This window comes from Ruegeria sp. CDSB117, from assembly GCF_059611005.1.
On the sequence record NZ_JBXWOS010000017.1, the window covers coordinates 61,261 to 74,094 of the forward strand.

At 57.5% G+C, this 12,834-nt stretch carries 15 protein-coding genes; 8 read left to right on the forward strand and 7 right to left on the reverse strand.

Annotated elements, in window-relative coordinates:
- Positions 1–5 precede the first annotated feature (5 nt).
- The 4 genes from glnA (at position 6) to AC2FJC_RS17410 (ending at position 4,122) form a co-directional block, all read left to right on the forward strand.
- Positions 6–1,412: a type I glutamate--ammonia ligase gene (gene glnA, locus AC2FJC_RS17395; RefSeq protein ID WP_496740438.1), complete on the forward strand. Its 1,407-nt coding sequence runs from the start codon at positions 6–8 to the stop codon at positions 1,410–1,412.
- Positions 1,413–1,511: 99 nt separating this feature from the next.
- Positions 1,512–2,156: an MSMEG_1061 family FMN-dependent PPOX-type flavoprotein gene (locus AC2FJC_RS17400; RefSeq protein ID WP_496740439.1), complete on the forward strand. Its 645-nt coding sequence runs from the start codon at positions 1,512–1,514 to the stop codon at positions 2,154–2,156.
- A 66-nt stretch (positions 2,157–2,222) separates the two neighbouring features.
- Complete coding sequence (locus AC2FJC_RS17405; RefSeq protein ID WP_496723462.1) at positions 2,223–3,011, forward strand: lytic murein transglycosylase; 789 nt, start codon at positions 2,223–2,225, stop codon at positions 3,009–3,011.
- A gap of 199 nt (positions 3,012–3,210) precedes the next feature.
- Entirely contained in the window at positions 3,211–4,122 is a 912-nt protein-coding gene (locus tag AC2FJC_RS17410) for a hypothetical protein (protein WP_496740440.1), read from the forward strand.
- A 36-nt stretch (positions 4,123–4,158) separates the two neighbouring features.
- On the opposite strand, the gene AC2FJC_RS17415 is transcribed toward AC2FJC_RS17410, so the two are convergent.
- Positions 4,159–4,902: a heme-dependent oxidative N-demethylase family protein gene (locus AC2FJC_RS17415; RefSeq protein ID WP_496740441.1), complete on the reverse strand. Its 744-nt coding sequence runs from the start codon at positions 4,900–4,902 to the stop codon at positions 4,159–4,161.
- Positions 4,903–5,025: 123 nt separating this feature from the next.
- On the opposite strand from AC2FJC_RS17415, the gene dddP reads away from it, so the two are divergent.
- On the forward strand, positions 5,026–6,369 hold the full coding sequence (dddP, locus tag AC2FJC_RS17420; RefSeq protein ID WP_496740442.1) for a dimethylsulfonioproprionate lyase DddP: 1,344 nt from the start codon (positions 5,026–5,028) through the stop codon (positions 6,367–6,369).
- 4 nt (positions 6,370–6,373) lie between these two features.
- Here the strand turns inward: dddP and AC2FJC_RS17425 are convergent, their stop codons facing one another.
- Positions 6,374–6,568: a hypothetical protein gene (locus tag AC2FJC_RS17425; RefSeq protein ID WP_496740443.1), complete on the reverse strand. Its 195-nt coding sequence runs from the start codon at positions 6,566–6,568 to the stop codon at positions 6,374–6,376.
- Between the two features lie 241 nt (positions 6,569–6,809).
- Here AC2FJC_RS17425 and AC2FJC_RS17430 point away from each other — a divergent pair, with 241 nt between their 5' ends.
- Positions 6,810–8,024: a bifunctional alpha/beta hydrolase/OsmC family protein gene (locus tag AC2FJC_RS17430; protein ID WP_496723472.1), complete on the forward strand. Its 1,215-nt coding sequence runs from the start codon at positions 6,810–6,812 to the stop codon at positions 8,022–8,024.
- A 9-nt stretch (positions 8,025–8,033) separates the two neighbouring features.
- Here the strand turns inward: AC2FJC_RS17430 and AC2FJC_RS17435 are convergent, their stop codons facing one another.
- The 5 genes from AC2FJC_RS17435 to AC2FJC_RS17455 form a co-directional block, all read right to left on the reverse strand.
- The gene (locus AC2FJC_RS17435) at positions 8,034–8,384 is read right to left on the reverse strand and encodes a hypothetical protein (RefSeq protein ID WP_082649311.1); all 351 of its coding nucleotides are present in this window, start codon (positions 8,382–8,384) and stop codon (positions 8,034–8,036) included.
- A gap of 10 nt (positions 8,385–8,394) precedes the next feature.
- Positions 8,395–8,952, reverse strand: a complete 558-nt coding sequence (locus AC2FJC_RS17440; protein WP_496723474.1) for a hypothetical protein — start codon at positions 8,950–8,952, stop codon at positions 8,395–8,397.
- 140 nt (positions 8,953–9,092) lie between these two features.
- Positions 9,093–9,680, reverse strand: coding sequence for a biotin transporter BioY (locus AC2FJC_RS17445; protein WP_496740444.1), 588 nt, complete (start codon positions 9,678–9,680; stop codon positions 9,093–9,095).
- Positions 9,681–9,748: 68 nt separating this feature from the next.
- Positions 9,749–10,171 (reverse strand): DUF6314 family protein, encoded by a 423-nt coding sequence (locus AC2FJC_RS17450; protein WP_496740445.1) that lies wholly within the window; start codon positions 10,169–10,171, stop codon positions 9,749–9,751.
- Positions 10,168–10,500: a hypothetical protein gene (locus AC2FJC_RS17455; protein ID WP_496740446.1), complete on the reverse strand. Its 333-nt coding sequence runs from the start codon at positions 10,498–10,500 to the stop codon at positions 10,168–10,170. The genes AC2FJC_RS17450 and AC2FJC_RS17455 overlap by 4 nt, the downstream gene beginning before the upstream one ends.
- Positions 10,501–10,589: 89 nt before the next feature.
- Between AC2FJC_RS17455 and purB the strand changes: the two genes are divergently transcribed.
- Together purB and AC2FJC_RS17465 are read left to right on the forward strand one after the other, a co-directional pair.
- The gene (gene purB / locus AC2FJC_RS17460; protein WP_058277485.1) at positions 10,590–11,894 is read left to right on the forward strand and encodes an adenylosuccinate lyase; all 1,305 of its coding nucleotides are present in this window, start codon (positions 10,590–10,592) and stop codon (positions 11,892–11,894) included.
- Positions 11,895–12,273: 379 nt separating this feature from the next.
- Positions 12,274–12,813 (forward strand): tetratricopeptide repeat protein, encoded by a 540-nt coding sequence (locus AC2FJC_RS17465; RefSeq protein ID WP_496740447.1) that lies wholly within the window; start codon positions 12,274–12,276, stop codon positions 12,811–12,813.
- Positions 12,814–12,834 lie beyond the last annotated feature (21 nt).

Sequence of the window (12,834 nt, forward strand, 5' to 3'; positions counted from 1 at the left end):
AAGTTATGAGCAAGGACGCAGTTCTTCAGCTGATCAAAGACGAGGACGCCGAGTACGTCGACGTTCGCTTCACTGATCCCCGCGGCAAGCTTCAGCACGTCACGCTGATGGCCGACCAGGTTGACGAAGACTTCCTGGAAGAAGGCTTCATGTTCGACGGTTCGTCCATCGCGGGCTGGAAATCGATCGAAGCATCCGACATGAAACTGATGGTCGACACCAACAGCGCCTATGTCGATCCGTTCTACGCGGAAAAGACGATCTGCGTGCACTGCTCGGTTGTCGAACCCGACACCGGCGAAGCCTATGAGCGTGACCCGCGCGGCACCGCCCAGAAAGCCGAAGCGTACCTGAAGGCGTCCGGTATCGGCGACGTTGCTTACATGGGGCCCGAGGCCGAATTCTTCCTGTTCGATGACGTCCGTTTCTCGAACAACATCAACAAAGTATCATACGAAGTTGATGCAACTGACGCGTCGTGGAACACCGACACCGAGTACGAGATGGGCAACATGGGCCATCGTCCGGGCGTCAAGGGCGGCTACTTCCCGGTCAACCCCATCGACGAAGCGCAGGACCTGCGCTCGGAAATGCTGTCGACCATGAAGCGTCTGGGCATGAAGGTCGACAAGCACCACCACGAGGTTGCTTCGTGCCAGCACGAGCTGGGCTTGATCTTCGACAGCCTGACCAAACAGGCGGACGAGCTGCAGAAGTACAAATACATCATCCACAACGTCGCGCACGCATACGGCAAATCGGCCACGTTCATGCCGAAGCCCATCGCAGGTGACAACGGCACCGGCATGCACGTGAACATGTCGATCTGGAAAGACGGCAAGCCGCTGTTTGCAGGCGACAAATACGCCGACCTGTCGGATGAGGCACTGTACTTCATCGGCGGCATCCTGAAGCACGCCAAAACGCTGAACGCCTTCACCAACCCGGCGACCAACAGCTACAAGCGTCTGATCCCGGGCTTTGAGGCCCCAGTTCTGCGCGCCTACTCGGCTCGTAACCGTTCGGGTTGCGTTCGTATTCCGTGGACCGAAAGCCCGAAAGCCAAGCGCGTTGAAGCTCGTTTCCCCGATCCGGCTGCGAACCCCTACCTGGCATTTGCCGCTCTGCTGATGGCTGGTCTGGACGGCATCAAGAACAAGATCGATCCGGGCGAAGCCATGGACAAGAACCTGTACGATCTGCCTGCCGAAGAACTGGCCGACATCCCGACCGTCTGCGGTTCGCTGCGCGAGGCGCTGGAAGCGCTGGCGTCGGATCACGACTTCCTGCTGCAGGGTGACGTGTTCACCAAAGACCAGATCGACGGCTACATCGCTTTGAAGATGGAAGAAGTCGAAACCTACGAGCATACCCCACACCCCGTTGAATACGGCATGTACTACAGCTGCTGATCGGGTTCAGGGTAGAATACTCAAGGGCGTCCATTTGGGCGCCCTTGTTTCGTTTGGTACGATCTCTCACACTCGACCCACCCGGTTAGGAGAGATCGCATGTCATCAGACGCCCCCTTTTCTCAATTCACAGATTTCGTGACTTCGAGCGATGAACTGGAGCGCATAACTGGCGCGCCCCTGCCCCAGATCATCGCCAAAGAGCTGTCCGGGCTGGACCAGATGTGCCGCGACTTTATTGCCAAGTCCACATTCTGCCTGATTGCGTCGGCCAATCCAGGTGGTCATCTGGACATCTCGCCCCGAGGTGATCCAGAAGGGTTCGTAAATGTGTTATCCGACACCCTGATCGTAATCCCTGACCGACCCGGCAACAAGCGCGTGGATACGTTCCACAATATTTTGCTGGACCCACGCGTCAGCCTGATATTCTTCGTGCCGGGCAAGATGGAAACTCTGCGCCTTCGTGGCACTGCCCGTCTATGCAAAGATCGCGACTTGCTGGATAGCATGGCGATAAACAACCGCTCGCCGAAACTGGCCTTGGTCATCCATGTCGAGACAGTGTTCGCACACTGCCCCAAATGTGTGATCCGCGCGAACCTGTGGCGGCCGGAGGAATGGCCGGATTCGTCTGAGTTACCGAACATGAACGCGATGATGGTCAAACACGCCAAGATAGACAAAACGCCTGAAGAGTGGTTTGAAAGCTTGAAAGGTACCGGAGAGTTGGACCTGTACTAACCTCTTTTGGGATTGGGGAATGCCACGTACCCTATCCATAACATTTCACTTGCCTGGATTTCACTGATGCTGCGATTTGCCCTTATACTTGCCCTGTCCCTTCCCACAGTTGCAGCCGCCGCTCCTTGCGGAAACACCAGTAACGGCTTCGAAGCATGGAAAAAGGACTTTGCGAAACAGGCCAAGCGTGCTGGCGTCAAAAAGAAGGGGCTGCAGGCGCTGGCACAAACGCAGTACGCCACGCGCACGATCGCTGCGGACCGCAATCAGAAAAGCTTTAAATATTCCTTGGACAAGTTCATGCGCGTACGCGGGGCAGACACCATCGTGGCGCAGGGGCGCAAACGTAAAGCACGCAACCCGCAATTCTATGCAGCGTTAGAACGCCAATACGGCGTACCGGCTGGGGTACTGATCGCCATTCACGGTATGGAAACCGGGTTCGGAAACTTCATGGGCGACAGTCAGGTTGTTTCCGCAATCACAACACTGGCCTACGACTGCCGCAGGTCCGAGTTTTTCATTCCTCACGCAATCGGAGCGCTGAAGCTGGTCGATCAAGGCAGCATTACGACAGCGACAAAAGGGGCAAAACATGGCGAACTTGGGCACACCCAGTTCCTGCCGGGCAATGCCATGCAATACGGGGTTGATGCCACCGGCGACGGTCAGGTCGACTTTTACAATATGACGGATGCTCTGGCCTCAACCGCTAATTTTCTACGTAAGAAGGGCTGGAAACCCGGTCGCGGCTATCAACAGGGTCAGCCAAACTTTGCTGTCATTCAACAGTGGAATGCCGCCTCGGTTTACCAACAATCCATTGCAATAATGGCTGCCCGAATCGACGGTTGAAGCTGGCTTGGGATTCCGGCAGTTACACCCGATTTCGGCCACATTGTCGCCACAGACGTCAAAAGGCCCTTAAAATGCCTAGGTTTCCATAGCGTAATCAATCCCCGCGATTTCTCATTTTTTTCCATTTTTGCCCAAATCTGCCCCAGATCGCTTGCTAGATTGTTTCCAAACACAGGATGCGACAAAGGACAGCGCAGTGACTCCGAAGCACAGCTATCACGGTGGTCTGCAATTCAACGGTAAGGCCGAAAACGCGGTCGAGCGGTTCAGCGACATCGTTGCCAAGACCCTTGCGGACTATGGTCACCTGGTCGAGCGTAAGTCTCTGCAGAACGACACCGAAGCAAGCATTGTGTCCAGCCAGTATCTGGTGCGCCTGACGCTGGATACCAAGGTCGCCGAAACCGAAGACCGGTTCGATCGCCTCAACCGCGCTGCAGGTCTGAAGACAATCCAGAGACCTATTGTCACCCTGCCGAATAATCGGCTGACGATCACAGTGACTCCGGTTTCCCCCCTATTGGATGACAGGGAAGTATCCGAGCTGATGCTGGTCGTAATCCTTTACAGAATGGTTGACGTCTGCGCGACCCAGCGGGTCGAATGGCTGTCGCCCAACACCGTTTTGACTATCGAACAATTCATGAGCGCATTTGACACGCTGGCCCCAAGCAGGCCGCGTGACAGAAAGCAGATTTTCGAGGCAGTGACAGGCCCGTTTGCCGGACTGAATGTCACTGACGCAGAAGACCTGGATGAGCCAGAAAAAAAGGCGCTGACCCCAGTAGCCCGGCCGATCCAGCTGTCGGATGAGCAGTTGCTCAGCATCGCTTTTCGGACAGAACCTATCGAGCAGCCTACCGATCGGGACGACACGCCCCCCCTCGTCCACGAGCAACCCAGCGATATCCTCCGACTGACCAGTTGGGGATTGACGGGTGCCGTGGCAAGCGTGTCCGTCCCGATTGCGGCCTCTTTGGCCGCTGTGAACCTGATAAGGGGCGAAGACTTCCGCCTGAACACTCAGGTGCTGGTATATTCGGTCGCGATCTCCGCTCTCAGCACAAGCGGGGCACTTGCGGGCGCTGCCAGCGCGCTAGGCATGTAGCCTGGTATGAAATGACCCTCCTTGGAGGCCCCGCCATCAGGCGGGGTTTTCCATTTTTGACACCTGCTCTGCCGCCAGAACATAAGTATGGATCGAGAAAACCACGGCCTGTGTCTCAGGCAGTCGCAACAGCGTCTGCCGCTCACTTCGCAGGAACCGCGCGTGTCCTGGTTTCTGCGGGGCCCGCCGGTCGTTTGCGCTGCGGGGTTGATGCAGCTCGGCGTCCTCATACCACAGCGCATTGAACCGCCACAGAGGGCGCCCTGGTTGTATCCCGTCAAACAAACGCTGAACCCGCCGGGCGATGTCGGCGTTGTAGCTGTCAACAGGCAGATGGATGTCGATCAGGGGCCGCATGAATTTTTCGGATAAACGCCAACTGGCAGGAAAACACAGGATGGCTCCAGTGAGCACGTGTTCATCCCCCTGCTTTTGTAGGATGCAGAAATCTTCCTGCACCAATCGGCACAGCGTATCCAATGGCTGATCCGGATCGATCGTAACATCTGTCCCGTCCGGGCGAGCCACGTGATCTGTGCACTCGGGATAGACTTGGTTCAGGACAAGATCCAACAACTCCTGCGCAGCGGGTTTAGCACCTGCATCCATCGCCAGAACATCCGAACGATGACTAACCAAAAGGTCCTTGCGTCTTTGGATCTGGGCGGCGAACGCATCATCGTGGTGCAACCAGCTGTCCATGCTTGCTGGCTGAATGCCTGGCAATGGGCGCTTGTCCAGCGGGTCATACGGAATTGAAGTCTGAAGAATGGTCGTCATGAATTTGACGTATCATCAGAATTTCCGCTTGTCGGTCAAAAAGCGACGAACGCACGGTCGCAAACCTTCAAGACGTCCGGAGATTGATTCTCCACGCTCAAAGAACAGGCAGGGAGACCCACCATGAACCGACACTACCGCGACACTCGCAAGATCGACCCGACCAAAGGTGCGACCCTTGGTGATGGCACCCCGAATGAAAACGACCGGATCGAGATTGGCCCGACGCAGCTTGCGTTTTCAGAATGGGAAAAGGCCGGCCTTGTCCTGCCCGATCTGGCCCGGATGCGCGAACATCGGTGGAGACGGTTGACGCAGGCCATTGTCGATCGCGGCTATGGCGGGCTGTTGATGTTCGACCCGCTGAACATCCGTTATGCCACCGACAGCACCAACATGCAGTTGTGGAACACGCATAACCCATTCCGCGCCGTCTTGCTGTGCGCCGACGGCTACATGGTGATTTGGGACTATAAGAACTCTCCGTTTCTTTCCACGTTCAATCCGCTGGTGCGCGAGCAACGATCCGGAGCTGATCTGTTCTACTTTGACCGCGGTGACAAAGTCGACGTGGCCGCGGACGTGTTTTCAAACGAGGTGCGCGTTCTGATCGACGAACATGGTGGCGGCAACAAACGCCTCGGCGTGGACAAGATCATGCTGCACGGCTTGCGTGCGCTTGAGGCGCAAGGCTTCGAAATCATGGAAGGCGAAGAGGCGACGGAAAAGACCCGCGCCATCAAGGGCCCGGACGAAATCCTTGCCATGCGCTGTGCCAATCACGCCTGCGAAACCGCTGTGGCGGAAATGGAGAAATTCGCGCGCGCCAATGTGGGAGACGGCAAAACCTCGGAAGACGACATTTGGGCAGTTCTGCACGGCGAAAACATCCGGCGCGGCGGCGAATGGATCGAAACCCGCCTGCTGGCCTCGGGCCAGCGAACAAACCCGTGGTTTCAGGAATGCGGCCCCCGGATCACGCAACAGAACGAGATCATCGCTTTTGACACCGACCTGATCGGTTCATATGGCATCTGTATTGATATCTCACGCACATGGTGGATCGGCGACGAAAAACCCCGGCCCGACATGGTCTATGCCATGCAGCACGCGCATGAGCATATCATGACCAATATGGAGATGCTGAAGCCCGGCGTGATGATCCCCGAACTGACGGCCAATGCGCATGAGCTGGACGACAAGTTCCAGGCGCAGAAATACGGCTGCCTGATGCACGGCGTCGGCTTGTGCGATGAGTGGCCTCTGGTTGCTTATCCGGACAAGGCAGTGGCGGGCTCTTACGACTACGCGCTCGAACCCGGCATGGTCCTGTGTGTTGAGGCTGCCGTTGGAGAGGTTGGCGGAGATTTCTCGGTCAAGCTGGAGGATCAGGTTCTAATCACCGAGGACGGGTATGAGAACCTGACCACCTATCCCTTTGATCCGCAGCTCATGGGGCTGAGCTGACGTTTCAGTTCGACCAATGTGACCGTCTGACATTTCCGTGCCAGTCATCGGACACGGGACTAACAACCTGCGCCTCAGTAGATGCCACCGGCGGCAGAGTTTGACCAAGCGCAAATCCGATCACGCCGGTCAGGGCAATCACGGCCAGTATATCCGGGCGTAGAACCACGCCCCTTTGATCCATTGCAGTATGTGCCATTTGAACCTCCTGGGCTGCACGTGTGCGATGGTCGTAAGATGGGGGTGTGATATGAATTAGTGAAACAAATACTTTTTGCATTATACTTCACGAAATTTGATTCTTTAGGTTCACAGCAAAGACAAAGGAATGCGCGCAATCCGTTCGCTTCACTCACCTTCCCGTGACGCTTCTTACTATGGGGTTGAGCGGCCAGACGGAAGCACACACTATTAGTCATCCCGACGAACAAGGAACTGCCATGCCCACCGAACGCATTACCTTTGCCGGTCACGACGGCAACCAATTGGCCGCGCGCCTGGATTTGCCGGACGGACCGGTTCTGGCCACGGCGCTATTTGCGCATTGTTTCACCTGTTCCAAAGACATCCCTGCCGCGCGCAGGATCGCGGCCCGACTGGCGGCAATGGGCATCGCCGTGCTGCGATTTGATTTCACCGGGCTGGGTCATTCCGGTGGGGAATTTGCCAACACAACCTTCACCTCCAATGTCGAAGACCTGATCGCAGCCTCGCATTATCTGGCTGGCCGCAACATGGCTCCGGCATTGCTCATCGGCCATTCGCTGGGTGGTGCCGCTGTGTTGCGCGCTCGTGCTGGCATTCCCAGTGTCAAAGCCGTGGTCACTTTGGGTGCGCCCGCAGATCCGGGCCATGTAGCGCATCACTTCGAAGATGCGCTGCCGGAGATCAAGCAGGCTGGATCGGCGGACGTGATGTTGGGCGGGCGTCCCTTCCGTATTGGCAAAGCTTTTGTGGATGATATTTCCGAAGCAGCCCTGATGCCCGCTATCGCAGATCTGAAGGCCGCTTTGCTGATCTTGCACGCCCCTCGGGACGAGACCGTAAGCATCGACAATGCCAGCACAATCTTTCTGGCCGCCAAACATCCCAAGAGCTTTGTGACCCTCGACGATGCCGATCACCTGATTACCCGCGCATCCGATGCAGAATACGCGGCGGACGTGATCACCGCGTGGGTGACGCGATACGTCAAGCTCTGCCCGCCTGCCCCGCCACCGGGGGCGCCCGAAGGTGTCGTTCGAGTGACCGAAGCTGATCCGGAAGGGTTCCTGCAGGACATTCAGTCCGGCCCACGCCACCACGCCGTCGCGGACGAGCCCGCCTCATACGGCGGCACCGACCGAGGCATGTCTCCCTATGGATTCGTGTCGTCTGGTCTTGGGGCTTGCACATCGATGACCATCCGCATGTATGCGCGGCGCAAGCGGTGGCCGCTGAAAACCGTTTCAGTCGATGTGTGCCACAACAAGGTCCACGCACAAGATGCCGGGCTGGCCAACGAAGGAAAAGTCGATCAGTTCCGCCGCAAGATCCGCCTTGAAGGTCCGCTGACGGCCGAGCAACGCGCGCGACTGCTGGAAATCGCGGACAAATGCCCGGTCCACAGAACCTTGGAAGGGTCAGCCCAGATCACGACGGAATTACTGGACTGACCCGCTAGCTCAGCGCCGCCCTGCGGGGCGGTGAATAGGTGGCCGTGCCGCCGGGGGTCGCGCAACCGGCGGCCGTGGCCTGTTCGGTGGTCGGGACACCGGCGGTCTGTTCGGTGGCTTGGCGATTGGCGGAACAGGACGCGCAGGTGGACGTCCATCCGGCGGTCTGGGTCGATCCGGTCGGTCGATGTCTATATCTACATCCACGTCGTGATAGTAGTCGTTCCACAACATCGAGTCGTAGAAGGGGTCATACCCGTATCCCACGCCAACGGTGACGCCATCACAGGCCGAAAGCGTCAGTGTGGCAGCACCCAATCCAAGGGCAAGGGTTGCACGTTTGATCAATTTGCGTGTCATGTGCGCCTCCTCACTGAAGGGACCGGAACGACGCGAACACGGCGTTCAGGTCGTTCACATAAGCTGGATCGGCGCCGTCGCGCAGGATCGCCACGGCAATGGCTACGCGCCCCCTCGGCAAGTCGATCACTGAAACCGTAAAGTTAACACCACGTCCTTCGCGATTGCCGGTCCCGCGAATAACCCGTGCGGGCAATCCGCCGATACGCGTCGTGGTGGTTTCGGATACGGTCGGATCCTTGACCAGAAACCTGTCTATGTCTTCAAGATACCGCAGACCGCCCTCGATCGAGGCCACGCCAGCAGGCGACACAAAGCCCATCCAGACATTATCGTCCGTGACTGGCCGCATCCCCATGACCCGAGCCACGGCACGTGCATCGCCCAGCTCGGTATCTTCAATTTCGCGCGGGCCACCGGTGCGCAGCGCCCAGAAGTCGGGCACGGAAAAGCCGAATAGCGCGCGTCCATTGTCCGTATAGGTAACCGGAGTGTCGGCGGATGCCGTCCCACCGCTCAGCATAAGCGAAGCACAAACCGCGAGTGCCGAAGCTAATTGAATACGCATATCTCAATAACCTAATGATTTCATTGAATGCAGATTGACCTGCAGTGGCCCCTTTTGTCCAGCATTCCAATGTGCGGGCACAAAAAACCGCGCCGGGATATCTCCGGGCGCGGCTTCGTCAGATTTGGATTGGTTGGAAATTACGAACGAGCGTCGCCCACCAGTTTCCACAGGCCAGGGATCAGCAGTGCAGCCAGCACCAGCTTGATCGCGTCGCCCACCAAGAAGGGTGTCAGACCCCACTGCAGGATCGGCTGGTCCCATCCGTACAGCTGACCCAGCCACAACAGACCGGGCACGTAGATCGCGACATTTGCCAGAACCAGAGCCAACGCCATCTTGCCGAACGAACGGTCCCAGCCTCGCGCGGCCAGTGCGCCCAGCAGAACGGTTGCCAGAAGGTAACCGACCAGATAGCCGCCGGTACCGCCCATCATGTAAGTCAGACCAAATTTCTCGGCCGAGGAACCTGCGAACACATCAAAGCCCAGCGCGCCGATCAAAAGGTAGCCCAGCATGGTGGCTAGACCCAGCCGCGTGCCATAGGCGGTGCCGATGGTCAGCACGGCAAAGGTGCCCATTGTGATCGGGACAGGCCACATCGGAACCTTGATCTTGGCAGCAATTGCCAGCGCAAGAATACCTAGTGCCACCAGCGCAACTTGTTTGACGCGCAGCGCGGTGCCTTCGCGCGGGCCAATCGCATTGGCCAGTACATTCGCATTCATTCTTATGACTCCACCTATTTTCAACAGCAGAAATGCCCGCTTAGAGCTTTGACTGCAACATGATTACGCTATCTTAACCGATATTCGGTGTTCATTTCATAAGATTTTCTGGGTCCCGAGACGATCCAGCGCACGGACCAGACTGGCCAGGCCGAAAAATCGTAGACAGCATCGTAGCTGTCGGGCGGGCAATCGTGGTGGTCAGACGCATGCGCCTGCCCCAAGGCCAGCCGGTGAAAATAGCGGCCGTCGTCAAAATGTATGGCAATCGCTGCACCCGCCGCGTGCCACAGGTACCTGCGCGTGCCTTTCATCTCGGCTTGCCCCGGCACACGCAGCGTGACCTCTTCGTCGTATGTCAAGCCGTCCTCGGTCGGGCTCAGGACCGCGTGACCATCGACCTGCACCACCTGCCCCGCCTGCGCGTCCAGAATGGTCCGGGTCAGGCGCCAACGGCCTTGGAAATCCGACAGTTTGCGCGGCAGGCTCATTCGGCGAGTGTTCCGTCGGTCGTGGCACCGTTATCATCCACGAACCGGATCACATTGCCACTTTGCTCGACATCATAGCAGGCCCAAAAATCCGAAGGCGGCCAGACCGAGCAATAACGATCCTCGCGCACTGCCCACCGCCCTGCGCTGGGCCCGCCCGAGAAATACTGCGTCAGCATCGTATCATCGAAGGTCTGCCAGATACCTTCCCCGTAATCGAGCTTCTGTCCGGTCAATGCCGACAGAATTTCATCCCCCGTCAGCGTTCTGAACTCCTCAGCCGCCAGAAAACCGGGCCAAAGGGCCAAAATCAGGGCAAACCGTCTCATCTTTGCACTCGCGCCTTGTTCCTTTGCTTGCGCAGGTTTAAACCCCGCCGCAACGCCTCCTGCCAAATCACAATAAGGTGCCGCTGCCAATGATTCCACGCTATTCCCGCCCCGATATGGTCGCCATCTGGTCGCCCGAATCCAAGTTCCGCATCTGGTACGAGATCGAGGCACATGCCTGCGACGCTATGGCGGATCTGGGTGTGATCCCGCGCGAGAATGCCGAGGCTGTCTGGAAAGCCAAGGATGTGGAATTCGACGTGGCACGCATCGACGAAATCGAAGCGGTTACCAAGCACGACGTCATCGCCTTCCTGACCCATTTGTCCGAACATGTCGGCAGTGAAGAGGCGCGTTTTGTCCATCAGGGCATGACCAGCTCAGACGTTCTGGACACTTGTTTCAATGTGCAACTGACCCGCGCCGCCGACCTGCTGATCGCAGATCTAGAAGGTCTGCTGGCTGCCCTGAAACGCCGCGCGATCGAACACAAGGACACGGTCCGCATCGGCCGCAGCCACGGTATCCATGCGGAACCCACCACCATGGGCCTGACTTTTGCGCGTTTCTACGCCGAGATGGACCGCAACCTGTCCCGCATGCGCGACGCCCGCGCTGAAATTGCCACTGGCGCGATCAGCGGCGCGGTCGGCACCTTCGCCAATGTTGATCCGCGTGTGGAAGAGCATGTCTGCGACCAGTTGGGTCTGGTGCCCGAGCCGATTAGCACTCAGGTCATCCCGCGCGACCGTCATGCTGCGTTCTTTGCCACGCTGGGGGTTATCGCCAGCAGCATCGAGAACGTCGCCATCGAAATCCGCCACATGCAGCGCACCGAGGTGCTGGAGGGGGCCGAATTCTTCTCGATGGGTCAGAAAGGCTCCTCGGCCATGCCACACAAGAAAAACCCGGTTCTGACCGAGAACCTGACCGGGTTGGCCCGCATGGTACGCGCGGCAGTGATCCCGGCAATGGAAAACGTGGCACTCTGGCACGAGCGCGATATCTCGCATTCCTCGGTTGAACGCATGATTGGGCCGGATGCCACGATCACACTGGATTTTGCACTGGCGCGACTGACAGGTGTGATCGACAAGATGTTGATCTTCCCCGAGAACATGATCGAAAACATGAATAAGTTCCCTGGTCTAGTGATGAGCCAGCGGGTTCTGCTGGCGCTGACACAAGCAGGTGTCAGCCGCGAAGATGCCTATGCCATGGTTCAGCGCAACGCGCTGAAAGTCTGGGAACACCGCACCGATTTCAAAGAAGAACTGCTGGCAGACGCGGACGTCACCGCCGCGCTGAGCCCTGAAGAAATCGAAGAGAAATTCGATCTCGGCTATCACACCAAACACGTTGATACGATCTTCGCCCGTGTGTTCGGCGAATAAACCGCGATTGATCAAATGCTTCGCAGGGCCCGGTTCGCGTGACGTGATCCGGGCCCTGCTCTTTTGCCAGACAGGCCAAAACAGGCTATGATGCCCGCGTATGTCCGGACAGGAGAAACACGATGATCCGCACTTTGATTTGCGCTTTGGCTCTTAGTTGTTCAGCTTCCATTGCTTTGGCCTGCAGTGGCCATTCCAAGCAAACCCAGTCCTGCGCGCCGGGCACGTATTGGGATGCAGAAACCCATACCTGCACCAAAATTGTGAATAGCTGAGAAAAAATCTTCCTATTCGTGAATAAACGCGAGCCTTCGGTTGTTAGCTTTTGAGAAGAACGCACTATGCTTTCTGTAAGTAGCCCATACAACGGAGTAGGAATATGCGCCTAGTACTCGCTTCAGCCATCGCCCTTCAGGCCTTTGCATTCGCGCCGGTCGCGCTTGCCGCTGGCGGTGACAGCAGCCCGCCAAAACCGACCAACACGACCAAGAAGTGTTTCTTCGGTCGCGTCTATGACAAAGACGCCGGACGGTGCGTGAAGCCGGACAAGACCAACTTTACTGAAGAAGAGCTGTATGACGCCGTGCGCGAACTGGCCTATGACGGACAGTTAGAAAATGCACAGGACATCCTGCGCATCATGGATCAAGATGATGATCGCGTGTTGACTTACTGGGGTTTCACCTACCGCAAAATGGGTGAGCTTGATCTGGCGAATGCCTTCTATTCGAACGCCATTGAGGCGAATCCCGACAACATACTGGCGCGCAGCTATATGGGTCAGGGCTATGTCACCGAAGGCAAAACCGATCTTGCCATCGCACAGTGGCGCGAGATCAAGGCGCGCGGCGGTGAAGGCACCTGGGCCGAGGCATCCCTGCGCGAGGCGATCCGCACCGGGCTGACTTACAACTACTAAACTTCAGCCTTTCTTTACCCG

Bases quoted from the DNA above. Each gene is read 5' to 3' on its own strand.
- AC2FJC_RS17440 (WP_496723474.1), bottom strand. From the start codon at position 8,952: ATGCGTATTCAATTAGCTTCGGCACTCGCGGTTTGTGCTTCGCTTATG.
- AC2FJC_RS17445 (WP_496740444.1), bottom strand. From the start codon at position 9,680: ATGAATGCGAATGTACTGGCCAATGCGATTGGCCCGCGCGAAGGCACC.
- AC2FJC_RS17450 (WP_496740445.1), bottom strand. From the start codon at position 10,171: ATGAGCCTGCCGCGCAAACTGTCGGATTTCCAAGGCCGTTGGCGCCTG.
- AC2FJC_RS17400 (WP_496740439.1), top strand. From the start codon at position 1,512: ATGTCATCAGACGCCCCCTTTTCTCAATTCACAGATTTCGTGACTTCG.
- glnA (WP_496740438.1), top strand. From the start codon at position 6: ATGAGCAAGGACGCAGTTCTTCAGCTGATCAAAGACGAGGACGCCGAG.
- AC2FJC_RS17425 (WP_496740443.1), bottom strand. From the start codon at position 6,568: ATGGCACATACTGCAATGGATCAAAGGGGCGTGGTTCTACGCCCGGAT.
- purB (WP_058277485.1), top strand. From the start codon at position 10,590: ATGATTCCACGCTATTCCCGCCCCGATATGGTCGCCATCTGGTCGCCC.
- AC2FJC_RS17435 (WP_082649311.1), bottom strand. From the start codon at position 8,384: ATGACACGCAAATTGATCAAACGTGCAACCCTTGCCCTTGGATTGGGT.
- dddP (WP_496740442.1), top strand. From the start codon at position 5,026: ATGAACCGACACTACCGCGACACTCGCAAGATCGACCCGACCAAAGGT.
- AC2FJC_RS17415 (WP_496740441.1), bottom strand. From the start codon at position 4,902: ATGACGACCATTCTTCAGACTTCAATTCCGTATGACCCGCTGGACAAG.
- AC2FJC_RS17465 (WP_496740447.1), top strand. From the start codon at position 12,274: ATGCGCCTAGTACTCGCTTCAGCCATCGCCCTTCAGGCCTTTGCATTC.
- AC2FJC_RS17455 (WP_496740446.1), bottom strand. From the start codon at position 10,500: ATGAGACGGTTTGCCCTGATTTTGGCCCTTTGGCCCGGTTTTCTGGCG.
- AC2FJC_RS17405 (WP_496723462.1), top strand. From the start codon at position 2,223: ATGCTGCGATTTGCCCTTATACTTGCCCTGTCCCTTCCCACAGTTGCA.
- AC2FJC_RS17430 (WP_496723472.1), top strand. From the start codon at position 6,810: ATGCCCACCGAACGCATTACCTTTGCCGGTCACGACGGCAACCAATTG.